Annotated in this window: 23 protein-coding genes; 16 read left to right on the top strand and 7 right to left on the bottom strand. The window is 50.6% G+C overall.

Features of this window, described 5'->3' with window-relative positions; translation table 11 throughout:
• Window positions 1–19: 19 nt before the first annotated feature.
• From H591_RS0104415 to arcC, 3 genes are all read left to right on the top strand, one after another.
• Window positions 20–1249: an arginine deiminase gene (locus H591_RS0104415; protein ID WP_022965741.1), complete on the top strand. Its 1230-nt coding sequence runs from the start codon at window positions 20–22 to the stop codon at window positions 1247–1249.
• Window positions 1250–1421: 172 nt separating this feature from the next.
• Window positions 1422–2423 (top strand): ornithine carbamoyltransferase, encoded by a 1002-nt coding sequence (locus H591_RS0104410; RefSeq protein ID WP_022965740.1) that lies wholly within the window; start codon window positions 1422–1424, stop codon window positions 2421–2423.
• Between the two features lie 2 nt (window positions 2424–2425).
• A complete protein-coding gene (gene arcC / locus H591_RS0104405; RefSeq protein ID WP_022965739.1) occupies window positions 2426–3340 on the top strand; it encodes a carbamate kinase in 915 nt (304 codons plus the stop codon).
• Between the two features lie 675 nt (window positions 3341–4015).
• On the opposite strand, the gene H591_RS0104400 is transcribed toward arcC, so the two are convergent.
• Genes H591_RS0104400 through pnuC form a run of 3 tightly spaced genes read right to left on the bottom strand, consistent with a single transcriptional unit; the run spans window position 4016 to window position 5366 of the window.
• Window positions 4016–4234, bottom strand: coding sequence for a VF530 family protein (locus H591_RS0104400; protein ID WP_028244172.1), 219 nt, complete (start codon window positions 4232–4234; stop codon window positions 4016–4018).
• Window positions 4231–4806 carry an AAA family ATPase gene (locus tag H591_RS14835; protein ID WP_022965738.1) on the bottom strand — a complete coding sequence of 192 codons (576 nt, stop codon included), beginning with the start codon at window positions 4804–4806 and terminating at the stop codon, window positions 4231–4233. The genes H591_RS0104400 and H591_RS14835 overlap by 4 nt, the downstream gene beginning before the upstream one ends.
• Window positions 4803–5366 carry a nicotinamide riboside transporter PnuC gene (pnuC, locus tag H591_RS0104390; protein WP_028244171.1) on the bottom strand — a complete coding sequence of 188 codons (564 nt, stop codon included), beginning with the start codon at window positions 5364–5366 and terminating at the stop codon, window positions 4803–4805. The genes H591_RS14835 and pnuC overlap by 4 nt, the downstream gene beginning before the upstream one ends.
• Window positions 5367–5597: 231 nt before the next feature.
• Between pnuC and H591_RS0104385 the strand changes: the two genes are divergently transcribed.
• From H591_RS0104385 to H591_RS0104325, 13 genes are all read left to right on the top strand, one after another.
• Window positions 5598–6917 (top strand): Na+/H+ antiporter family protein, encoded by a 1320-nt coding sequence (locus tag H591_RS0104385; RefSeq protein ID WP_022965736.1) that lies wholly within the window; start codon window positions 5598–5600, stop codon window positions 6915–6917.
• A 38-nt stretch (window positions 6918–6955) separates the two neighbouring features.
• A complete protein-coding gene (locus tag H591_RS0104380; RefSeq protein ID WP_022965735.1) occupies window positions 6956–8326 on the top strand; it encodes an AAA family ATPase in 1371 nt (456 codons plus the stop codon).
• Window positions 8327–8336: 10 nt separating this feature from the next.
• Window positions 8337–8885 carry a hypothetical protein gene (locus tag H591_RS0104375; RefSeq protein WP_022965734.1) on the top strand — a complete coding sequence of 183 codons (549 nt, stop codon included), beginning with the start codon at window positions 8337–8339 and terminating at the stop codon, window positions 8883–8885.
• A complete protein-coding gene (locus tag H591_RS0104370) occupies window positions 8886–9587 on the top strand; it encodes an RNA ligase family protein (protein ID WP_022965733.1) in 702 nt (233 codons plus the stop codon).
• A gap of 145 nt (window positions 9588–9732) precedes the next feature.
• Window positions 9733–11094, top strand: a complete 1362-nt coding sequence (gene atpD / locus H591_RS0104365; protein ID WP_028244170.1) for a F0F1 ATP synthase subunit beta — start codon at window positions 9733–9735, stop codon at window positions 11092–11094.
• Complete coding sequence (locus H591_RS0104360) at window positions 11091–11501, top strand: ATPase (RefSeq protein ID WP_022965731.1); 411 nt, start codon at window positions 11091–11093, stop codon at window positions 11499–11501. The genes atpD and H591_RS0104360 overlap by 4 nt, the downstream gene beginning before the upstream one ends.
• Window positions 11498–11782 carry an AtpZ/AtpI family protein gene (locus tag H591_RS0104355; protein ID WP_022965730.1) on the top strand — a complete coding sequence of 95 codons (285 nt, stop codon included), beginning with the start codon at window positions 11498–11500 and terminating at the stop codon, window positions 11780–11782. The genes H591_RS0104360 and H591_RS0104355 overlap by 4 nt, the downstream gene beginning before the upstream one ends.
• 39 nt (window positions 11783–11821) lie before the next feature.
• The gene (locus H591_RS0104350; RefSeq protein WP_022965729.1) at window positions 11822–12136 is read left to right on the top strand and encodes an N-ATPase subunit AtpR; all 315 of its coding nucleotides are present in this window, start codon (window positions 11822–11824) and stop codon (window positions 12134–12136) included.
• Window positions 12137–12838 (top strand): F0F1 ATP synthase subunit A, encoded by a 702-nt coding sequence (locus H591_RS0104345; RefSeq protein WP_022965728.1) that lies wholly within the window; start codon window positions 12137–12139, stop codon window positions 12836–12838.
• The gene (locus tag H591_RS0104340; protein ID WP_022965727.1) at window positions 12831–13109 is read left to right on the top strand and encodes a F0F1 ATP synthase subunit C; all 279 of its coding nucleotides are present in this window, start codon (window positions 12831–12833) and stop codon (window positions 13107–13109) included. The genes H591_RS0104345 and H591_RS0104340 overlap by 8 nt, the downstream gene beginning before the upstream one ends.
• A gap of 6 nt (window positions 13110–13115) precedes the next feature.
• Entirely contained in the window at window positions 13116–13886 is a 771-nt protein-coding gene (locus H591_RS0104335; protein ID WP_022965726.1) for a F0F1 ATP synthase subunit B family protein, read from the top strand.
• A 10-nt stretch (window positions 13887–13896) separates the two neighbouring features.
• Complete coding sequence (locus tag H591_RS0104330; protein WP_022965725.1) at window positions 13897–15450, top strand: F0F1 ATP synthase subunit alpha; 1554 nt, start codon at window positions 13897–13899, stop codon at window positions 15448–15450.
• An 8-nt stretch (window positions 15451–15458) separates the two neighbouring features.
• On the top strand, window positions 15459–16328 hold the full coding sequence (locus H591_RS0104325) for a F0F1 ATP synthase subunit gamma (protein WP_022965724.1): 870 nt from the start codon (window positions 15459–15461) through the stop codon (window positions 16326–16328).
• Between the two features lie 494 nt (window positions 16329–16822).
• On the opposite strand, the gene H591_RS0104320 is transcribed toward H591_RS0104325, so the two are convergent.
• The 4 genes from H591_RS0104320 to xthA all read right to left on the bottom strand — a co-directional run bounded on the left by H591_RS0104320 (window position 16823) and on the right by xthA (window position 22767).
• Window positions 16823–18628 (bottom strand): ABCB family ABC transporter ATP-binding protein/permease, encoded by a 1806-nt coding sequence (locus tag H591_RS0104320; protein ID WP_022965723.1) that lies wholly within the window; start codon window positions 18626–18628, stop codon window positions 16823–16825.
• A 1327-nt stretch (window positions 18629–19955) separates the two neighbouring features.
• Complete coding sequence (locus H591_RS0104315) at window positions 19956–20723, bottom strand: SDR family oxidoreductase (RefSeq protein ID WP_022965722.1); 768 nt, start codon at window positions 20721–20723, stop codon at window positions 19956–19958.
• 22 nt (window positions 20724–20745) lie between these two features.
• Complete coding sequence (locus tag H591_RS0104310) at window positions 20746–21813, bottom strand: phosphotransferase family protein (protein ID WP_022965721.1); 1068 nt, start codon at window positions 21811–21813, stop codon at window positions 20746–20748.
• A gap of 138 nt (window positions 21814–21951) precedes the next feature.
• Window positions 21952–22767, bottom strand: a complete 816-nt coding sequence (gene xthA, locus H591_RS0104305) for an exodeoxyribonuclease III (RefSeq protein WP_022965720.1) — start codon at window positions 22765–22767, stop codon at window positions 21952–21954.
• Window positions 22768–22776: the final 9 nt, after the last annotated feature.

Genomic DNA, 22776 nt, shown 5'->3' with positions numbered 1-22776 from the left:
GGTTGCTAAGGAGTAAGTAATGACTGATTTAGCTTTGGGTGTGCACTCGGAAACTGGCACCTTGCGTCAAGTGATTGTGTGTCGACCTGGCTTGGCACACCGGCGTTTAACCCCGTCAAACTGTGATTCTTTGTTGTTTGATGATGTGTTTTGGGTCAAGCAAGCGCAAAAAGATCACGATGTCTTTGTCAGTGTGATGCAAGCGCGTGGTATTGAAGTGCTGGATATTCACGATTTGTTAGCGCAAACCTTGGCGATTCCTGAAGGGCGCAAGTGGATTCTCGATCAGCGTATTACCTGGAATGAAATTGGTGTGGGCATGGTCTCTGATCTGCGCGCTTGGATGGATGAATTACCGGGTGAGCAGTTGGCAGAGTATTTGATTGGTGGTCTTGAAGTTGGCGATTTGCCGTTCGATCCCGTCAGCTTGTTTGGTAATCATCTGGGCCGTTATGGTTTTGTATTGCCGCCTTTGCCGAATTTCTTATTCACCCGTGATAACAGTGCGTGGATCTATGGTGGGGTGACGCTTAATCCAATGTATTGGAATGCACGTAAGCCAGAAACCTTGTTGACCGCGGGCGTGTATAAGTTTCACCCCAAGTTTGCCGGTAAAGTGGAGGTGTTATGGGGTGATCCACTGCAAAACTTTGGTCTGGCAACCTTAGAGGGCGGCGATATTATGCCGGTGGGTCATCGTACTGTGCTGGTTGGTATGGGTGAGCGCAGTTCGCCGCAAGCGGTGGGCCAGTTAGCACGCGCGCTGTTTGCCAAAGGTACGGTTGACCGTGTGGTGGCCTGTCAAATGCCTAAATCACGCGCTGCCATGCACCTTGATACGGTGTTTACTTTCTGTGGGGGCAATATCGTTACCGCCTTTACTGAGGCAGCCGATGCCATGCAGTGTTATGATCTGCGCCCTGATGAGACCGGTAAGTCCCATGTCTTCCGTCATGATCCACGCCATCTGTTTGATGTGGTGGCTGAAGTCTTAGGTTATGCCTCATTAGAGGTGGTGCCAACAGGTGGTGATCATCCGGCTGAACGCGAACGTGAACAGTGGAATGATGGTAATAACGTCTTAGCCCTGAGCCCAGGCGTGGTAGTGGGGTATGATCGCAACGATGACACTAACGCGGCATTGGCTGCGGCAGGCATTGAAGTGTTGGCGATTCCGGGTGCTGAGCTTGGACGTGGACGCGGTGGTGGGCGTTGTATGAGTTGTCCAACGGTGCGTGATCCGATTTAAAGGAGCGCTGATTTAACTCGCTAGCGCTCGCCCTTCGGGTCAGCTTTTCGCTGTTACTCCCCTTGGTCGTTGCGCCTAGCCCTGACGGCCTCGCTAACATGATTCAGTGCTTACTTAACTTTAATGTATTAAATGTAATTTATTTACCCAGCTGCTAATTAAGGAGCAGAGGATGGCTTTTAATCTTAAAAACCGTAACTTATTGACCTTGCGTGATTACACACCGCAAGAAATCGATTTTTTACTGAAATTATCGGCAGACTTGAAAGCAGCGAAGTATGCAGGCACTGAGCAGCCGTGCCTGCAGGGTAAAAATATTGCCCTGATTTTTGAAAAAGACTCAACACGCACGCGTATTAGTTTTGAAGTGGCGGCCTTTGATCAAGGTGCACGTGTCACCTATTTAGGCCCGACCGGCAATCACATTGGTCATAAAGAGTCGGTCAAAGATACGGCGCGTGTTTTAGGTCGTGTTTATGATGCCATTGAGTACCGTGGTTTTGGTCAAGAGATTGTCAATGAACTGGCTGAGTATGCTGGCGTGCCGGTGTATAACGGTTTGACGGATGAGTTTCACCCAACGCAAATCCTTGCAGATTTTCTCACCATGCAAGAGCACAGTGATAAGCCTTTGCATGAAGTCGCTTATGTATTTATTGGCGATGCGGCGAACAATATGGGCGATAGCTTGCTGATTGGTGGTGCGCAAATGGGGATGGATGTGCGTCTCTGTGCGCCAAAAAACTGCTGGCCGGCTGCGTCTATCCAAGCCGATGCGCGTGCGATTGCTGAGCAAACCGGTGCGCGGATTACGATTACTGAAGACATTGATTCAGCGGTGCAGGGTGTGGATTTTGTCTATACCGATGTTTGGCTGTCGATGGGTGAGCCGCAGGAAAAATGGGCTGAGCGTATTGAGCTGCTGATGCCTTACCAAGTCAATGCTGAACTGATGGCGAAAGTGGGTAATCCTCGGGTGAAGTTTATGCACTGTCTGCCAGCATTCCATAACACTGAGACCACGATCGGTAAGGACATTCAGCAAACCTATGGCATTGATGCCATGGAGGTTACGGAGGAGGTGTTTGAAGGGCCAGCGTCGATTGTGTTTGATCAAGCTGAGAATCGTATGCACACCATTAAGGCGGTGTTGGTCGCAACTTTAGGACGTTAATTATGTTAGTGGTTGCAGCTTTAGGTGGTAATGCGTTGTTGCAGCGTGGTGAGCCGTTAACGGCGCAGGTGCAGCGTGACAATGTGAAAGTGGCGGCGCGTGCCTTGGCTGAGATTGTTCGTGCTGGGCATCAGTTGGTGATCACGCATGGTAACGGGCCGCAAGTGGGTTTGTTGGCTTTGCAGGAGGAGGCGTATAACCCTGCTGAGAGTTTTCCGTTGGATGTGCTGGGTGCGCAAACGGCGGGCATGATTGGTTATTTGATTGAGCAGGAGTTGGAGAACGCTTTGCAGCACAGCTGTCCGGTGGTGAGTGTGCTGACGCAGGTGGTGGTGGATGCTAAGGATCCGGCTTTTGCAAAGCCGACTAAGTTTATTGGTCCTGTGTATAGTCATGAGGAAGCGCTGCAGCGTGCTGAGCAAGCGGGCTGGCATATTGCTGCAGACGGTGATAAATGGCGTCGTGTGGTGGCTTCGCCAAAACCTTTGGATATTCCTGATTTGCAGGTGATTCGTCTGCTGGTCGATAAGAATGTGGTGGTGGTGTGTAACGGTGGCGGCGGTATTCCGGTGGTGCGTTACGCTGATAACAGTCTGCTGGGTATTGAGGCGGTGATTGATAAAGATGCGTCGAGTGCTTTGTTGGCCAAGCAATTGGGTGCGGATGCGTTGCTTTTGCTGACGGACGTTGATGCGGTCTATCAGGGTTTTGGTACGCCAGAGGCGCGGCCGTTGCGTGAGTTAACTGTGGCTGAAAGTTATGCGCTTAATTTGCCCGCGGGTTCTATGGGGCCAAAAATCAATGCAGCCTGTAGTTTTACCGAGTCGGGTGGTTTTAGTGGGATTGGTCGTTTGTCTGATGCTTTGGCGTTGTTATCAGGTCAAGCAGGCACACATATTGTGGCTGAACGCCGCTAAGCTAAACGCAATCTTGGAACGCGGGCGCTTCGTCTGCAATACCTAGCGGCTGCTGTTTAATATTGTTTGCAGGCGTTTGTTTGGGAGCGCGGGCGGCTCGCCCGCAATGGCGGTCTTGCTTGTTTATCAAGTGAGTGTCGTACTTCGGGATAAGTGTTTTTCCGTCGATGAACCCATCCGGGGTTCAACTCCGGCGCTGCGCCATCCATGGCTACGCTTGTCACACTTATCCCGAAGCACTCGTTGATCATTTTTGTTGTTTGTACGATTGCAGTATGAATCACTAAAGCAGCAGCAAAGATGTGTGTGCGTCGGCTATCTTCTAGTGCCGTGCTACAGACTTGCAAACAACATCCTAGGTCAATGAGTACCGCGCTAGTTTCGTGGCAAGCGACGCCATGGATGGCGAAGCGCCCGAATCGAGACAGGAAGTCTCGTTGAGGGAAAAACGATACTAGCGCGGTACGGCGTGCGCATAAAATGCTCAATACTTTACGTTTCGTTATGCATACATACTGTGCATATCGCACTTCGGGATAAGTGTTTTTCCGTCGATGAACCCATCCGGGGTTCAACTCCGGCGCTGCGCCATCCATGGCTACGCTCGTCACACTTACCCCGAAGCACTCGTTGATCATCGGCGTTGTTTGCGATCTGCTCTTTGTCGCTAGCTGATTAAGCAAATGTCGAAATATACAACGCCTCAACTTTCGCACGGGCCCACTCGGTTTTGCGTAAGAACTTCAGCGAAGATTTTTCTGATGGGTCGGTTTTGAAGCAGTTCACCGGTATCAATTCGGCCAACTCTTCCCAGCCATAATGCGCAACTAAACGATTGAGAACCACAGCTAAAGTAACGCCATGTAAGGGGTCGTGGGCGTGGGTGCTGGTCATGGCTTAATCCTCTGAATGTTCGGCTGATGATAAGGGGATAACTCTAAACGGTTGTCTAACAGCTGTTCAATGGCACGCTCAAGTTCTTGATAACGTGCTTGCCAAGAGCCCTCTAAATGCAATACCGGCTGCTGGTGCTGCTGCAACCAATGCGCTAAATGTTGATGAAATTGTTGGCGCTCAGCTAATAGCGGCTGACAACGTTGGCCATCCGCCTGCCAAGGCATTGCGTCAGGGCTGAGCAAACCAATTAAATCGTAATGCTGGGCCTTGAGTGCGCTTTCAATCCAGTCTGGACTGCGTCCAAATAAGGTTTCACTCCACAGCTTATTGCTCAATAAATGTGTGTCGAGCAGCAGTAAATCTGGTTGTTGGGCGCGCGCTGCCAGTTCACGTGCAAGCTGTTGTTCGGCAATAAGACTGATATCTGCATAGCCGGTGTCACGCTGCGTCTGTTCAATAAACTCTCTGACATATTCGCTAACCAACGGAGCATTAAATCGCTCGGCTAAAGCTTGGCACAGCGTGCTTTTTCCTGCCGACTCAGGGCCGCTTAATACCACAACTTTCATGTTGTTTGCGCCTCACTTGTGCGCCACTCAAGCCAGCCATACACCGCCAGCGCAGTGAATGCGACATAGAGGATTGCGGTGAGATAGAGTTCTGCGGTGATAAACATTCCGACATAAATAATATCCAGCACAATCCACAGTAACCAACATTGTAGGCGTTTCTGCGCCATCCAATATTGTGCCACCAAGCTAAAACCAGTCAGCGCTGCATCCAGCCAAGGCAAGTTGGCATCGGTGTATTGGCTCATGGCAAAACCCAAAGCAAGGGTGATGCTGGCACCCACGAGCAAACCTTGACTGATGCCTAAACTGTTTAAACGGCTCACCGCTCGCCCTTGATGTTGCTCGCCGCCGCGCAGCCATTGCCACCAGCCGTAAATCTGCAATACCACATAAATGATTTGCAAAAGCATTTCTGAATACAAACGCGCGTCGTAAAAAATCCAGATGTACAGCAGCACCATCAGCAAGCCAATCGGCCAGGCGGCAGGCTTTTGCTGAGTCATTAAGTAGACGGAGAGTGCGCCTAAACTTGCGGCGATCAGCTCGATCCAAGTCATCGAGAGCATAAATGTTCCAATTCAATCGCTGAATAATGCTGCGCATACTAGCAGGCTGTTTGCCGAGATAAACAAAAAGTCAGTCGCTGTTAACCCTTGAAATCAAGACGGATACGTACGGCAGGGCAAATCGGCGGTTTATTCTTAGTTTTAGCAGTGTAAACTGCGCAGCTTAAAATCAATGCGCAAGCCCGTGTGTTGACATCATTTTCAAAGCGGTTGGGGGTTGTTATGAACGCGGTTGTTGTCGCAGTAGCATTAATGCTGGTGCTCAGTTTGCTCCGAGTACACGTTGTCGTGTCGCTGATTATTGGCGCAGTGGTCGGTGGTTTAATGGGTGGGCTGGGTATCGACAGCACCTTATCTGCTTTTAATAAAGGCCTTGGGGGGGGCGCTACGGTCGCGTTGTCCTACGCCTTACTCGGTGCGTTTGCTGTAGCGATCAGTAAATCTGGCGTAGCCAATGCTTTAGCTGGAAAGATCCTCAATATGGTGGGTCGACAAGAAGGCAAAGGCTCTGAGATGGTCAAGTGGTTATTGATTGCGGTGCTGCTAGGCGCTGCGGTTTCTTCGCAGAATATCTTGCCAATCCATATTGCCTTTATTCCATTGTTAGTGCCGCCATTACTCTATGTGATGGGGCGCTTACAGTTGGATCGTCGCCTTATCGCCTGTGTGCTGACCTTCGGCTTGATCACCCCCTATATGTTTTTGCCCGTAGGTTTTGGTGGGATTTTCCTTAAAGAGGTGCTGCTGGCTAACGTGGCCAAAGGAGGCGTTGATGTCAGCGGTTTAAGCGTGATGCAAGCCATGATGATTCCTGCTGCCGGCATGCTGTTTGGCTTGTTGGTTGCTATCTTGTTTACCTATCGTAAAAAACGTGTGTATCAGTTGGTTGAAGAAGGTGAAGTCGGTTCGGCTAGCAGCAGCTACAGCCCGAAAAGCTTAATCGCCGCGGGTGCTGCTGTGGTTGCCGCCTTTGTCGTGCAGCTGTGGCTGGACTCAATGATCATGGGTGCGCTGGTGGGTTTTGTGGTGTTCTCCGTGTCTGGTGTGGTGCGCTGGAAAGAGGCCGATGACTTGTTCACCGAAGGCATGAAGATGATGGCCATGATTGGCTTCATTATGATTGCGGCGTCTGGCTTTGCTGAAGTGATGCGCGAAACAGGACAAATTCAAACCTTAGTTGACTCATCGGTGTCAGTGATTGGCGACAGTAAAGCGATGGGCGCGTTGTTGATGCTGCTGGTGGGTTTGCTGGTCACTATGGGCATTGGTTCATCGTTTTCTACTGTACCTATTATTGCTGCGATTTTTGTACCCTTGGCTTTGCAGTTGGGTTTCAGTCCGCTGGCTATTGTTAGTATTGTCGGTACCGCTGGCGCGCTCGGTGATGCCGGCTCGCCTGCCTCAGATTCAACTCTCGGGCCAACTTCGGGTTTGAATATGGACGGCCAGCACAGTCATATTTGGGATACAGTAGTGCCCACCTTTATTCACTATAATTTGCCGTTATTGGCCTTTGGTTGGGCGGCAGCAATGTTATTGTGATGAGGTCACTACTCAATTGTTAAGGGGGCACTGTACTGATGATAACCTCTTGGCGGATCAAGAACTTTAAGGCATGGAAGGATACTGGGTCGATAAAGTTAGCGCCGCTGACAGTTTTTTTCGGTGAGAACAGTGCCGGTAAAAGCAGCTTAGGGCAGTTGCTGCTGGCGCTGAAACAAAGTGCCGGCTCGTCTGCTGCGCAACCCTCGTTGAATTTTGGTGATGGTCAGAGCCTGATTGATTTAGGCTCTTTTGCGCAGAACCTACATGGCGGCCAATTGACTGAGCCTTTGCAGTTTGAGCTGCGCTGGCGTTTGTCTGAAACTTTAGTTTTGCCCGATGTAGCAACGCCGCATAGCCTGTCGATTGATGAGTTGTGTTTAAGTGTTAGTGTCATCGCCGATCAAGCGCAGCAGCCACAGCTGCAATCGATCTGCTACAAGGGTTTCCAGGACGGCATTGAGCAGTTCAGTGTCATCTATTGCAGTGATAGCAAGGCTCAGTTGCAGGTGAGTATTAAACAACCGCACGCCCTTGAATACTCACTGGCACTGGCCGCTGCAGCCCGTCCTGAGCACTTTTACTGCTTGCCGGCAACACAAGGCCAAGCCGCCGCTTTTCTTACCACGCTGGCTGCGCAGACCGAGCGTATTCTGGCTGACTTTCAAGCCCTTGCAGCTTTACGTGCAGGGCCGCAGCGTCGTTATGCTTGGCGTGGTGAAACACCTGCAAGTGTGGGGCGTGCTGGCGAGGCGGCGATCACTGCCGTGCTGGCTGCTAATGCTCAGCAGCGCAAGTTACAGTTTGCCGTCGATCAACCCGAGTTGGATTTTCAGCAGGGCATTGCCTATTGGTTGCAGCAGATGGGTGTGGCCACTGACTTTTCGATTCGTCCTCTAGCAGAAACAGTCAATGACTATCAGGTGCAGCTAAAAAGCCATGCCGATGCGGCTGAGGTGAATTTGGCTGATCTAGGCTTTGGCGTGTCGCAATTGTTGCCGGTGATTGTGCAGGCGTTTTATGCACCGCCACATGCAACAGTCTGGCTTGAACAACCAGAAATTCATTTGCACTCACAGGTGCAGGCTGGATTGGCTGACATGTTAATTGCTGCTGTGCAAGCAAAAGAGGGCGGGCAAGCGCGTAATCAACAAATCATTGTCGAGAGTCACTCCGAGCACTTTTTAAATAGGTTACAAAGACGTATCGCTGAAGGTGTGATCAGTCATCAGGATGTGGCTTTGTATTTTTGCAGTCGTGATGGCACTCAAGCGCAAATTGAAAGCTTGGCGATCGATACCTACGGTGAAATAGCCAATTGGCCAGAGAATTTATTTGGTGATGAGATGACTGATATTGCCGCCAGAGCCATGGCCGCGGTGCAGCGTAAGCGTCAGCAGAATAACTAGGGCTTTGCGCATGCTTAAAGTAGTGATTGATACCAACGTGTTGCTGGTGGCAAATCAGCAGCATGCCGACGTTTCGACTGAGTGCGTGGCCAGTTGCATTGAGCGCTTGCAAGCCATCCAAAATACCGGCGTGGTGGTGATTGATGACAGCTTTATTATTTTGGGCGAATATCAACACAAAACTTGCATCAATCCGCCGCGTGGTGTCGGTGATGTGTTTTTAAAATGGCTGCTGCGCAATATGGGTAATCCTGCTCAGGTTGAGATGGTCAGTGTGACCTTAACCGACATTGATTTTTATGCTGAGTTTCCAGATCAAGCACTACAGCATGAGTTTGATCCGCCTGATCGTATTTTTCCAACTGTCGCCAATGTTCATCCTGACAAACCAACCATTTTGCAGGCGGCAGATTGTAAGTGGATTGATTGGTGGCCAGCCTTAGCTGAGCAGGGCGTTAAGGTTGAGTTTTTGTGTGCTGCGGATGCGCAACGCTTTCATAAAATTAAGTTTCCAAGGCAGCGCCATGTGCCAGCGCCTGCCATGCCGGAGAATAAGTAGATGTCTGATTTTTTTCGCTTCCCCCATACCCCGCACATTGACTGGCTCGGTGAGGGCATGCCGCGTGATGACAAGGTTCTTAGTCCAGCTGAGGTTGACGCTATTTTAGCGCAGCCGTTACGCATCGAAGAAAAGCTCGATGGTGCCAACCTGGGTATCTCCATGCGTGCCAATGGTGAGTTGCGCGCACAGAACCGTGGACAGTATTTATTAGAGCCGTTTGCTGGGCAGTTCTCGCGTCTCAATTCTTGGCTGGCGCAACATCGTTATGCGTTGTGTGATAATTTACAAAGTGATTGGATATTATTTGGTGAATGGTGCGCGGCGCGCCACTCGCTGGATTACGATAATTTGCCCGACTGGTTTGTGGTGTTTGATGTCTACGATCGCACCGAGCAAAAGTTTTGGAGCTGTGAGCGACGTAATGCCTTGGCCGCCAAAATGGGTTTAGCCGTGGTTCCCACGTTGTATCAAGGACAGACTACGCTGGATGAATTAAAAACCTTGCTCAACACTGTTAGCAGCCAGTACCGTCAAGGCACACCCGAAGGCATTGTGATGCGTCATGATTCAGAGCAGTGGTGTGAAGCACGGGCCAAATTGGTGCGCGCAGACTTTGCGCAATCCATTGAAGAGCACTGGCGTAGCCGAGCGATTGAGTGGAACGATGTGCGTTTAGTGACTGCTGCAGATTTTGAATAAGCCTTAACGTTAGTAGGTTTGTTGGTTTTACAGAATAAAGGATTGGTGTGACATGAGTGAGAGGTTAGAGCGAGTGTCAGAGTCAGTCAGTTCATTCGAGTCAAGTGCTCCATCACCCTCGACTCCAGCGTCTGTTGAGCAGCGCGTGAGCGAAGGACGCGTGATTAAAATTCGCGGTGGTGTGGTTGACGTACTCTTTAGTGATCCTGTGCCGCGTATTCAAGACCTTGTCTATGCTGGCGAGCTTGCTATGGAAGTCGCAGCGCTGCTTGATCAAGGCACTGTGCGCTGTATGGCCTTGGCTCCGGTGCGTGGCCTTGGTTTAGGCATGCCCGTGTATGCCACAGGCGCACCGATTCAAGTGCCAGTGGGTGAGGCCGTGTTGGGTCGTATGCTCAATGTCTTTGGTGAGGCGATTGATGGACTGCCTGCTCCAACTGCGGTGGCTTTGCGCTCGATTCACCAAGCTCCGCCTGTGTTAGAAGATCGCGTGGTGCACAGTGCTATTTTAGAAACGGGGATTAAAGCCATTGATTTGCTTTCGCCAATTGAGCGTGGTGGTAAGACCGGGCTCTTTGGCGGTGCCGGTGTCGGTAAAACCGTATTGATTACCGAGCTGATTAATAACACCGCGCAACATTACAAAGGCGTCAGTTTATTTTGTGGGATTGGTGAGCGTTCCCGTGAGGCTGAAGAGTTGTATCGGGAAATGGGTGAGGCCGGCGTACGTGATAAAACCGTGATGCTGTTCGGTCAAATGAACGAAGCACCGGGCGTGCGCTTTCTGGTGGGTAAAACTGCGCTGACCATGGCTGAGTATTTTCGTGATGACCTTGGTCAGGATGTACTGCTGCTGATTGATAACGTCTTCCGTTTTGTCCAAGCTGGTTCGGAAGTCTCCGGCTTGTTAGGCCGTATGCCATCGCGGGTGGGTTACCAGCCAACCTTGGCAACAGAGTTAGCCGTGCTGCAAGAGCGCATCACCTCCACCCGTAAAGGTGCAATCACTTCGATTCAAGCGGTCTATGTGCCAGCCGATGACTTTACCGATCCGGCTGCTGCGCATATTTTCTCGCATTTATCGGCTTCCGTCGTACTGTCGCGCAAGCGTGCCAGTGAAGGCTTGTACCCAGCGGTTGACCCGTTAGGCTCAACCTCAGTGATGCTGACGCCGGCCGTGGTCGGGCAGCGCCATTATGATATTGCCCGCGCTGTACGCCGTACTTTGGCGGAGTATGAAGAGCTGCGCGACATCATTGCCATGCTTGGGTTGGAAGAGTTATCCACTGCTGACCGTGCTGTAGTGGCGCGCGCGCGTCGTCTTGAACGGTTTTTAACTCAGCCATTCTTTTCTGCTGAATCCTTTAGCGGTGAAGCAGGTCAGCGTGTTTCAGTGGAAGATACTTTGGCCGGCTGTGAGCAGATCTTGCAGCAAACAGAGTTTGACGATGATGAAATGGATTACTACATGATTGGTGCGTTGCCGAAGAGCAAGGCGGCGTTATGAGTCAGACTGAGCTGATGCAAGTGAATCTGCGTTTGCCCACACGCTTGTTGTTTAGTGGTGAAGCGCAAAAGGTCTTTGCTGAAGCAGAAAACGGAGCCTTTGCGATGCTGCCCAAACACACCGATTTTGTCACTGCTTTGCTGCCTTCGGTATTGATCCTGACCGATAGGCAAGGGCAAGAGCTGTTTTTTGGCGTTGATCAAGGTGTTTTAGTTAAGCATGGTTATCAAGTCGATATTGCCGTGCGCCGAGCGGTGCAAGGTGAGGATTTAGCCAGTCTGCATGACACCATTCAAGCCACTTTTATTGAAGTGGATGAAGACGAGCGGGTGGCTCGCACTGCACTGTCTAAACTTGAGGCCGGCATTGTGCGGCGCTTCAGCGATTTACGGAAACCACTGACATGACAGAATCAGAAGATGCGTCGGCCAAAGCGATCCGTCGTCGTGCTGAGCGCATGCAGCAAACGCGTAACGAGCCAAAGTACAGTCCGTTAAATGGTTTGGGCGTATTTGGCGTGATTGGCTGGTCGGTGGCGATGCCAACTGTTGCAGGTGCTTTTTTAGGTATGTGGCTCAACCGCGTCGCGCCGCAAAGTTTTTCTTGGCCCATTGCGTTGATTCTCGGTGGTGTGGTGGTCGGGGCGATGGTGGCTTGGAGTTGGATTGATAAAACCCGCGATAAATAACCGCGTGGTTAAGCGCTGCAGGTTTTAAGGAGAGGGTGCGTGATAGAGATAAATACAACAGCAATACTCTTGGGTGCCGTCATTGGCTTGCCGATCAGTGTGCTGTTTTTTTACGGTTTAAATTGGGGCATGCGTTTGGCGTTAGCTTCAACTAGCCCAGGTGGTGTATTGCTGCTGAGCTTTTTTGTGCGGATGACGCTGTTGCTCGCGATAGCGTTTGTGTTAATCCGCTTCACCAACAGCTTATGGTCTTTGGTCGGTTATATGCTGGTATTTTTGTTGGTGCGTGTTTTGGCTGTGTTGCGAGCAAAGATCAGTCCAGCAACGCATTTGGTTAAACAGGAGGGCGTATAAATGCAACTGAGTCCCGATCAGACCATCGTTTTTACCCTCGGCAGTTGGCCAGTGAGTGCAACGATTGTTAATACTTGGATTGTGATGGTGTTGTTGGTCGGCATTTCGATGCTGGTGACCCGTAATCTACGTGCGGATAAAGCTCCTGGGCGCTGGCGCAGCGCGCTTGAATTGATTGTCACGATGATCCAAGGACAGATTGAAGAAGTCACCCGCAGCGGCGCACGTCATGTGTTGTATTTTGCTGGAACTTTATTTCTGTTTATAGCCGTATCCAATCTGCTCACAGTGATTCCTGGCTTTGCGCCGCCGACCTCATCCTTGTCAACCACGGTAGCGCTGACGTTATCGGTACTGGTGGCGATTCCTTTGTTCGGTATCGTCAATGGTGGCGTGCGTCAATATCTACACAAGTTTATTGAGCCCTCACCGATTATGTTGCCGTTTAATATCATCGGCGAGTTTTCACGGGGTGTGTCGCTGGCCATTCGCTTGTATGGCAATGTGATGAGCGGCGCGGTGATTGCCGCGATTTTACTGAGCATTGCGCCATTCTTTTTTCCCGTGGTGATGGACATGCTCGGCCTGCTGACTGGCTTTATTCAAGCCTATATCTTTGCCATTTTAGCTACTGTATATATTTCTTCTGCGATGGCAGAAATACCTGTCAAAACCTCTGAAAAGGATAAAAAACATGACTGACCTTGCGTTGATTGCCGCCATTTCTATTTTTACCGCGGGTTTTACTATCGCGATTGGCTCACTTGGCCCCGCTTTAGGTGAAGGCCGTGCTGCTGCTGCGGCGATTGCGGCGATTGCTCAGCAGCCTGATGCTGCACCAACCTTATCGCGCACCTTGTTTGTCAGCTTGGCGATGATTGAGTCCACGGCGATTTATTGCTTTGTGGTGGCGATGATTCTGATTTTTGCTAACCCGTTTTGGGATGCCATGCAGGCAGCAGCGGGAGCGTAAAGACTTATGTCGATTGATTGGATAACCGTTCTGGCACAAATTGCTAACTTTTTAGTGTTGCTGTGGCTGCTGAAACGTTTTCTTTATCGTCCGATTTTAGATGGTATTGATGCCCGTGAAGCAGAAATTGCCCGACGTATGGCCGATGCTGAACAAGCGCAGCAGCACGCTAAAGCTGCTGAAAGCCAATACATCGAGCAGCGTGCAAAAATTGTTTCTGAGCACGATGCGTTGCTCAAAGAAGCCTTAGCTGCAACTGAAAGTAAGCGTGATGCCTTGTTGGCGCAAGCGCGCAGTACCTTACAGCAAGAGCAAAAAGATTGGCGCAAGCATCTTGAGTATGAGCGTCAGGTGTTTAATGCGCGTTTGCAGCAAACAGGCGCCGAGGCGTTATTGAAATTAACTCGCAAAGCATTGCATGAGTTGGCCGATGCAACATTAGAAGAGGCTATCGTGCGTCATATTGGTAGGCAGTTGCAGCCCATGGCAGCTGAGTTGATTCAGGCCTCAGCAGGCAGCCAGTACGCGCAGGTGACCACCCGTGACGCCTTACCTGTGAGCACACAACAATTGCTGCAAGAAGAAGTGCAGAAGTGGCTACCGCAGGTGCGCTTAAGCTTTGCGACTGACGCGCAGCAGGCGCCCGGTTTAATCATGCAGGTCGGTGGTGCGCAAGTGTCGTGGACCACCGATAGCTATATGGATGGTTTGGCTGAGCTATTGACGCAGCAGGCCGCTAATAGTGCGGCTGTGCGTCTGCGCAGCGATGAGCGCTAAGGAGATAACCGTGAGTCTGCTTGATAACAGCTCTGCTGCTGAGTCTACAGATCCCTTTGCGAGCTGGGTTGAGAGCTTGGTTAACAGCCCAGCACCGACGGCGCTTTTGACTGAGACCGGTAGCGTGACTGAAGTGGCTGATGGTGTGGCCATTGTCTCGGGGTTAGCCCGTGCGCTGGCGGATGAGTTACTGATTTTTGCCAGTGGTGTGCAAGGTGTTGTGCTCGACTTGGAGCCCGGACGTTTAGGCGTTATTTTGCTTGGGCCATCGGAGCATATTCGTTTAGGTGAGGCGGTCTATCGCACCCGCAAAGTGGTCAGTGTGCCGGTGGGGCCTAGGCTGCTAGGCCGTATTGTTGATGCCATCGGGCGTCCTCGCGACACCTTAGGTCCTATTGTTGCAGTGGCTGAGCATCCGGTTGAGGCTGAAGCACCGAGCATTCTTAATCGCACACCCATCTTTAGGCCGTTGGCCACGGGACTGAAAGCCATTGATGCGGCGATTCCTGTCGGTTTAGGGCAGCGCGAGCTGATTATTGGTGACCGTCAAACCGGTAAAACCTCGATTGCCATTGATACCATGCTCAATCAAGCACGCACCGAGGTGATTTGTATTTATTGCGCGATTGGTCAGCGTGGTGATGCGGTGGCACGGGTGATTCGTGCACTAAAAGATGGCGGCATGTTGCAACGCAGTATTGTCATGAGTAGCGGTGATGAAGAGTCGCCTGGATTGTCGTATATCGCACCTTATGCGGCGATGACTATGGCTGAATATTTTTCTGCGCAAGGTAAAGATGTCTTACTGATTCTTGATGATATGACGCATCATGCGCGCGCGTACCGTGAGTTGTCATTATTACTGCGCCGCCCTCCAGGCCGTGAAGCCTTTCCTGGCGATATTTTCTATGTGCATGCGCGTCTTTTAGAGCGTGCTGGGCAGTTTGGCGCAGAGATCGGTGGCGGCTCAATTACTGCTTTACCCGTGGTGGAAACCCAAGCGGGTAACCTCTCGGCTTATATTCCAACGAACCTTATTTCTATTACGGATGGGCAAATTTATTTGTCCCCACAGTTGGTGCGTAAAAACCAATTCCCCGCAGTGGATTTAGGTTTGTCGGTGTCGCGAGTCGGTGGTAAGGCGCAGAATCGCACGTTACGTGGCGTGTCAGGCAACTTGCGCGTGACGCTTTCGCAATTTGAAGAGTTAGAAGATTTTGCGCGTTTTGGCACGCGTCTTGATGATGTCACCCGGGCGCGTTTAGCCCGAGGCTCTGCCGTACGTACAGCCTTGCGCCAAGCTGAGCGTGATCCGATGCCGGCAGTTGAGCAGTTAGCCGTATTGGTGGCGGCGATGGAAGGCTTGTTTGATCAGTTCAGTGAGCAGCAGATTAGTCAGGCGATGGGTTTAGTGCGAGAAGCAGCGCAGCAGAAACTGGCGGTGATTGAACAACGCATCGCTGACAATCAAACACTGCAAGATGATGATCATGCCTTGATTGTTGCTTGCGCGCAGGAAGCCTTGGCGACGCTTGTTAGCGCGACAAATGCAGGACAGGAGTGAGCAAGTAAATGGCGCAAACCTTAGAGCATCTGTCGCGTAAAAATGACACCCTGGCCAGTATTCGCGGCATTGTGCATACCATGAAAACCTTGTCGGCCATTAACGCTGCGCCTTATGAGCAGGCAGCGCAGTCGATTGAGCTATATCAGCAAACGCTTTTACAGGGCTTGGCTGCTTTTGTGCATCGCACAGGTGGTGTCAGTCTGCTGACAGAAGCAGTACAGCCCAATTTGCGTTTGCTGGTGGTGTTTGGTTCTGATCATGGTCTATGCGGCAATTACAATGAACTGCTGGCCAATAAAGTGGCTGAGTACACTCAAGCTCAACCGATACTCAAACAGCATATTCTCTGTATTGGCTCACGCATGGCCAATGCGCTTTTGGAGCTGGGCTTCACCCCTGATGTGGTGCTGATGCCGCCTGCTTCAGCGGATGGTGTGGGGCGTTTAGCTGGCGATATTGTCATGCGCATTGAGCGGCTTGGCAGTGGTCAGTCGCTGGCGCATTTGGCGGTGAACTTGGTGTTCACTCAGCGCGCAGAACATGGTTATCAAGAAACCGTGACCCGTAACTTATTGCCCTTGGATAAAGCGTTGCTGCAACCGCAACAACGCTGGAACTCGCGTTCGCTACCGGATTACACAATGGATGCTGAGGCCTTATTGGCTTCGCTGATTCGTAATCATGTGTTTGCTAGTGTGTTTCGCGCTTCGGCAGAAGCCATGGTGACGGAAAATGCGACGCGTTTAGCCTTGATGCAACAGGCCGAGCAATCGGTGGATGAGCAGTTAGAGGCTGTGCAGCAGGAGCTTAGCAGCGTACGCCAAGATGAAATCACCAATGAGTTGATGGATATTGTGATTGGGCATTTGGCTTAAATCATTGGCCTGTTAGCACCGTTATCTTGGTGCGCGCGAGTTTCTATCTGAGGAGTATGGCACTTCTATCTGGGTATGCGGGGGCTTCTATCTGGGAGCGCGGGCGGCTCGCTCGCAACACGCTGTTGGATTCGTGTTTTTTTATGATCTGGTGATGCCAGCAACCTGCTGACTTTGCTTACTGTTCAAAGCGGTTTACGTATTTGCTGTGCGAGCTGTACTGAATCTGTTTTCCCCTCAGCGAGACATCCTGTCTCGATTCGGGCGCTGCGCCATCCATGGCTACGCTTGTCACAGACTCAGCACAGCTCGCTTTGACCCTTTGTGCTGTTTGTTAGATGTGTGCATGTCTCTATTTATTACACAGGTATTGCGAGTTTTGGTGTCGTTTGGAAGCGCGGGCGGCTCGCCCGCATTGTGGCGGCACTGGTCACAGGCCCTGTTCCGCTTGCGCTGAACCATTGCATGGTGAGTCGGTTTTGCGTCAGTCTTTTTTAGAGTGCAGACACCTCGTCAACCTTGTGCTGCTGTTGTTGCCAAAGTCTGGCGTAGTAGCCGTCGTGGGCTAGTAGTTCGTTGTGGCTGCCGCTTTCGACAATCTCGCCTTGCTCCATAACCAAAATGGTATCTGCATCGCGGATTGTGGATAAACGGTGGGCAATCACTAGAGTGGTGCGCTGACGACTGACTTCGTTAAGTGCGTCGAGGATCACTTGCTCAGAAATGGAGTCGAGCGACGAAGTGGCTTCATCAAGAATCAGCAGTGGTGGGTTTTTCAGTAGTACGCGAGCGATGGCAACTCGCTGTTTTTCACCGCCAGAGAGCTTTAAACCGCGCTCACCAACTTTAGTGTCATAACCATCAGGCAAACTATTAACAAAATCATCCAAGTGCGCCTGGCGAGCAGCGTACTTAACTTCCGCTTCGCTGGCACTCGGACGGCCGTAGGCCAAGTTGTTGTAGATGGTATCGTTGAATAGCACGGTATCTTGTGGCACCACGCCAATGGCTGTGCGCAGACTATCTTGGCTGATGTGACGGATATCTTGACCATCAATGCTGATGCTGCCGCTGTCCACATCAAAAAAACGAAACAACAGTCGCGCTAAAGTCGATTTGCCTGCGCCACTGGCACCGACTACAGCGAGAGTATGGCCTGCGGGGATGGTAAAGCTCACGCCTTTTAAAATGGCTCGATCAGGACGGTAGCTGAAGTGCACATCGCGGAACGCGACTTCACCTTGGCTCACCGTTAGGGGTTTCGCATCAGCGGCATCTTCAATAACAGGCTTGTCGCCTAACAGGCCGAATAGACGTTCCACGTTCACCAATGACTGGCGGATTTCACGGTAGACAAAGCCCAGCGCATTCAGCGGAATAAACAGTTGAATCAGGTAGGCGTTGACCATGGTGAAGTCACCTAAGGTCATCTGTCCGCTGGCCACTTCGCGCACGGCCATGGCCATAATGACAATCAGCGAGACGCCAATAATAAAGGCCTGTCCAGTGTTGAGCGCCGCCATAGATAAGCGGTTTTTTAGGCGTGCCTGCTCCCACAGTTCTAGACCCTTATCATACTGCTCGGCCTCATACGCTTCGTTGTTGAAGTATTTGACCGTTTCGTAGTTGAGTAGGCTGTCGATGGCACGCGAGTTTGACTCATTGTCACGGTTGTTGGCTTCGCGCAGAAAGCTGGTGCGCCACTCGGTGACGCGGATGGAAAAGATTACGTAAATGACCACCGACACCAAGATGGCCACGACATAGCTGACGTTAAAAGCCACCAATAAAATGCCGGTGACCATGACGATTTCTAGCAGGGTCGGGACGATATTGAACAAGGTGAAGCGCAGCAGAAAACTGATGCCATTGGTGCCGCGTTCGATGTCACGGGCGAGGCCGCCGGTTTTGCGATCCAGATGAAAGGCCAGTTCGCGGTTGTGTAGATGACGGAACACTCGTAGAGATACGCGGCGCATGGCGCGTTCGGCGACGCGGGCAAAGATGGCGTCGCGCATCTCACTGAACAATGTGCTACCAAAGCGTAGCGCACCGTAGGTCACAACCAATACCAGCGGGATCCATAACAGCATGTCCGCGCCGCGGTTTTGGTCTAGATAGTCGATGATGTATTTGAGTGCAATTGGGGTGGCGACTGTGGCGACCTTGGCAAGGATTAGCATGCTCACTGCTAATACGACTCGTCCTCGGAATTCGGCCAGATAGGGCCATAGACCGGCGATAATTTTCCAGTTGGGTTTGTGCTGGGCAGGGTAGTTACTATCGGAAGAGGGGCGCACAGATGTTCCTTTATCGGTTACAAAACAACGAGGCGTATGACAAGACGCGTGGGCGCTGATGTGAGCAGCAAGGATTGAGTTTACCTTACCGCTATTCAATAAGGGCACTATCAGCTGTTTCGGTGTATCTGCAGTGTGGTTTTGCTTACTTGCTACGCGACTGTGCGAGCTGTACTGAATCTGTTTTTCCCTCAGCGAGACATTCTGTCTCGATTCGGGCGCTGCGCCATCCATGGCTACGCTTGTCACAGACTCAGCACAGCTCGCTTTGACCCTTTGTGCTGTTTGTTAGATGTGCGCATGTCTCTATTTTTTTGCGCAGGTATCGTTTGTGTTTGCACTGCCTGGGAGCGCGAGCGGCTTGTCCGCAACACGCTGTGTGATAAACACACCTGTATGAGCTGGCCATGCCAGCGACCTGCAGACTTTGCTTATTGTTCAAAGCGGTTTACGTATTGGCAGTGCGAGCTGTACTGAATCTGTTTTTCCCTCAGCAAGACATCCTGTCTCGATTCGGGCGCTGCGCCATCCATGGCTACGCTTGTCACAGACCCAGTACAGCTCGCTTTGACCTTTTGTGCTGTTCGTTAGGCGTGCGCATGTCTCTATTGTTTTGCGCAGGTATCGTTTGCGTTTGCACTGTCTGGGAGCGCAAGCGGCTTGTCCGCAACACGCTGTGTGATAAACACACCTGCAGACTTTGCTTATTGTTCAAAGCGGTTTACGTATTGGCAGTGCGAGCTGTACTGAATCTGTTTTTCCCTCAGCAAGACATCCTGTCTCGATTCGGGCGCTGCGCCATCCATGGCTACGCTTGTCACAGACCCAGTACAGCTCGCTTTGACTCTTTGTGTTGTTCGTTAGACGTGCGCATGTCTCTATTTTTTTGCGCAGGTATCGTTTGTGTTTGCACTGCCTGGGAGCGCGGACGGCTCGCCCGCTTTGGGTGTGCTGTTCATGTCGGAATAGAAAAATCAGTACAATTTATGTGGACAGCTTTTAGGAAAGCGTACTCGCAAGCACAAGATAAGGGTTCTGCAAACAATGCAAATAGTCAAAGAGTGCTGCGCTGTAGTTGTGATGAGCGAAGCCATGGATGGCGTAGCGCCGGAGTTGAACCCTGGATGGGTTCATCGACGGAAAAGCAGCTGCAGCGCGGTGCGACTCACTTAAATATTTTCAGCCGGCTTGGTGTTGTTAGCTGTTGCGGGCGGGCCGCCCGCGCTCCCAAGCGCAGTCCGCCAGAGCCTAGAAAGCAAAATGCGCTCTAACCGCAGAATATCAGTGGGTTAGAACGCATAAAAGCAGAGAACTACTGTGTTATGACTTAAGCCAACATACCACCGTCCACGGTTAGGGTTGTGCCAGTGGTGTAGCTTGAGGCATCGCTGGCGAGGTAGAGCACGGCACCAGCCATTTCGCTTGGATTAGCCACACGCTTGAGTGGGATGATTTGCAAGGCGTGTTTCAAAATAGTTTCATTTGAAGTCAGGGCTGAAGCAAACTTGGTATCGGTTAAACCTGGCAGCAGAGCATTGCAACGAATGCCAAAAGACGCACAATCTTTGGCGAACGCTTTGGTCATGCTAATGACCGCGGCTTTGGTCACCGAGTAAATACCTTGCAACTGTCCAGGCGATACGCCATTGACTGAAGCAACGTTAATAATGCTACCGCCGCCATGCTCACGCATCAATTTGCCAGCTTCGACTGACATAAAGAAATAACCACGAATATTGACATCAACGGTTTTTTGGAATGCGCCGAGATCGGTATCTAAAATATTACCGAAGTGTGGGTTCGCGGCGGCGTTATTTACTAAAATATCCAGACGACCAAACTGCTCACGAATCTGCGCAAACACGGCACTGATTTGCTCCATTTCGCCGATATGGCAAGCCATCGCTGTGGCTTTTCCGCCTGCAGCAGTAATGGTTGCAACCACTTCTTCACAGCTTTCAATGCGACGACTGGAAACAATCACATGTGCGCCTTGTTGCGCCAGTAACTGGGCAATCGCAGCACCGATGCCGCGACTGGCACCAGAGACAAAAGCAATCTTTCCATCGAGATCAAATATTGTAGTTTTAGACATGGTTTTCCCCTTGGAAGTGGCGTTATAGCGTTGATTTTTTTATGACGTTAAGCGCCATTTGTTCTAACAAAGCATTGAGCTGTACAAAGGATGCAAAGCGTTTGTCTTTGGTTTGCCCGTGATAAAAACGGTAGTAAATCTGCTGCACAATACCGGCTAAGCGGAATAAGCCGTAGGTGTAATAAAAGTCAAAGTACGGGATTTCAATCCCGGATTTTTTCGCGTAGTAATCGACAAATTCTTGACGGGTCAGCATGCCCGGTGCATTGCTTGGCTGACGCCGCATCATCTGTACTGGAGCAGGGTCTGTTGCTTCAATCCAATAGGCCAGGGTGTTGCCTAAATCCATTAAAGGGTCGCCAATAGTGGTCATTTCCCAATCCAGCACACCAATGATTTGCATTGGGTTATCGGGATCAAGAATCACGTTATCAAAACGGTAATCGTTATGAATAATCCCTGGCTTAGGATGGTCGGCTGGCATTTTTTCATTGAGCCAAGCTTTTACGTCAGTCCAGAGTGGCGCATCCGGCGTTAGAGCTTTTTCATAACGATCGCTCCAACCACTGATTTGTCGCTCAACATAACCTTCAGGTTTGCCCAGTTCTGCAAGACCACAGGCCTCATAGTCTACTTGGTGCAATTCAACCATTTTGTCGATGAAACTTTCACACAGCGCTTTAGTTTTTTCTGCCGTTAAATTTAACTCAGCAGGAATGTCAGAGCGCAAGATGGTGCCTTCAACGCGCTGCATCACATAAAACTCATCACCAATCACTGACGGGTCAGTGCAGTGCACATAGGCTTTTGGGCAATAAGGAAAACCATCATTGAGACGGTTAAGAATCAGAAACTCGCGCCCCATATCATGTGCTGATTTGGCTTTTTTACCCAGCGGCGGGCGGCGCAGGACTAAATCTTGCTCAGGATAAGAGAGTAAATAGGTGAGATTTGACGCACCGCCAGGAAACTGGCGAATTGTTGGTTCGCCTGTTAAGTGAGGGAGGTGTGGCTTGAGGTAGCGTGCAATCACTGCAGCATCAAGCTCTTCACCTTCACGCGCTTGGATTGTTTGATCGGCAATGGTCATATCTCGCCCTTATGTTTATAAAATAGCTGAGTAGCATTCAATCCCTTAATCTAATGGCCGAAGCGTTGATCCTCAAGCCTTATAGATTTGTTATCACTATTAGTGTTAATGCTTTATTGATTTTCATTATGATGATAGTTAAGCCTGCAGTTCTAACCAAATGGGCGCGTGATCAGAAGGTTTTTCCATGCTGCGCAGTTGGTAATCAATACCAGCATTGAGTAAACGCGGCTTCAGAGCTGGGCTAACCATAATCAGATCAATGCGTAAACCACGTTTTGGCTGATCTTCGAAGCCACGGCTACGGTAATCAAACCAACTAAATTGATCATCCACAGTTGGGTGCAAATAACGGAAACTGTCGACGAGTCCCCAGTCTTTAAGCTTTTGTAACCACTCGCGCTCTTGGGGTTGAAAACTGCATTTACCGGTTTTTAACCAGCGCTTAGCATTGTGCTCGCCAATGCCAATATCGCAATCTTGCGGGGAGATATTAAAATCACCCATGACCACTAAGGCATCCTCTTGGGTGAAGCGGGTCTCAAGCAAATTTTGTAAGTCAGCATAGAATTTAATCTTGTCTGGAAACTTGGTCGGATGGCTAATATTTTCGCCTTGTGGAAAATAGCCATTCATCACAGTAATGGGTGTGCCATTACTGTCAGCATAAACGCCCCAAATAAAGCGGCGCTGGGCGTCGTCTTCGTCATCTGGGAAACCTTTATGGATGGCTAAGGGTTTTAAACGTGATAACAGAGCAACACCGTAATGGCCTTTCTGACCGTGATAATGAACCTCATAGCCTAAATCACGTACCATCTGTTCAGGAAACTGCTCATCTGCTACCTTGATTTCTTGCAAGCCGATAACATCGGGTTGATGAGTTGCAATTAACTCTGCCAATTGGTGTGGGCGTGCGCGTAGGCCATTGATGTTGAAAGAAATGAGTTTCATAAGACGCCT

The organism is Denitrificimonas caeni DSM 24390 (assembly GCF_000421765.1).
GTDB lineage: Bacteria > Pseudomonadota > Gammaproteobacteria > Pseudomonadales > Pseudomonadaceae > Denitrificimonas > Denitrificimonas caeni.
Note: the sequence above shows the minus strand (reverse complement) of the source record. Positions and strands in the feature narration are given on the sequence as shown.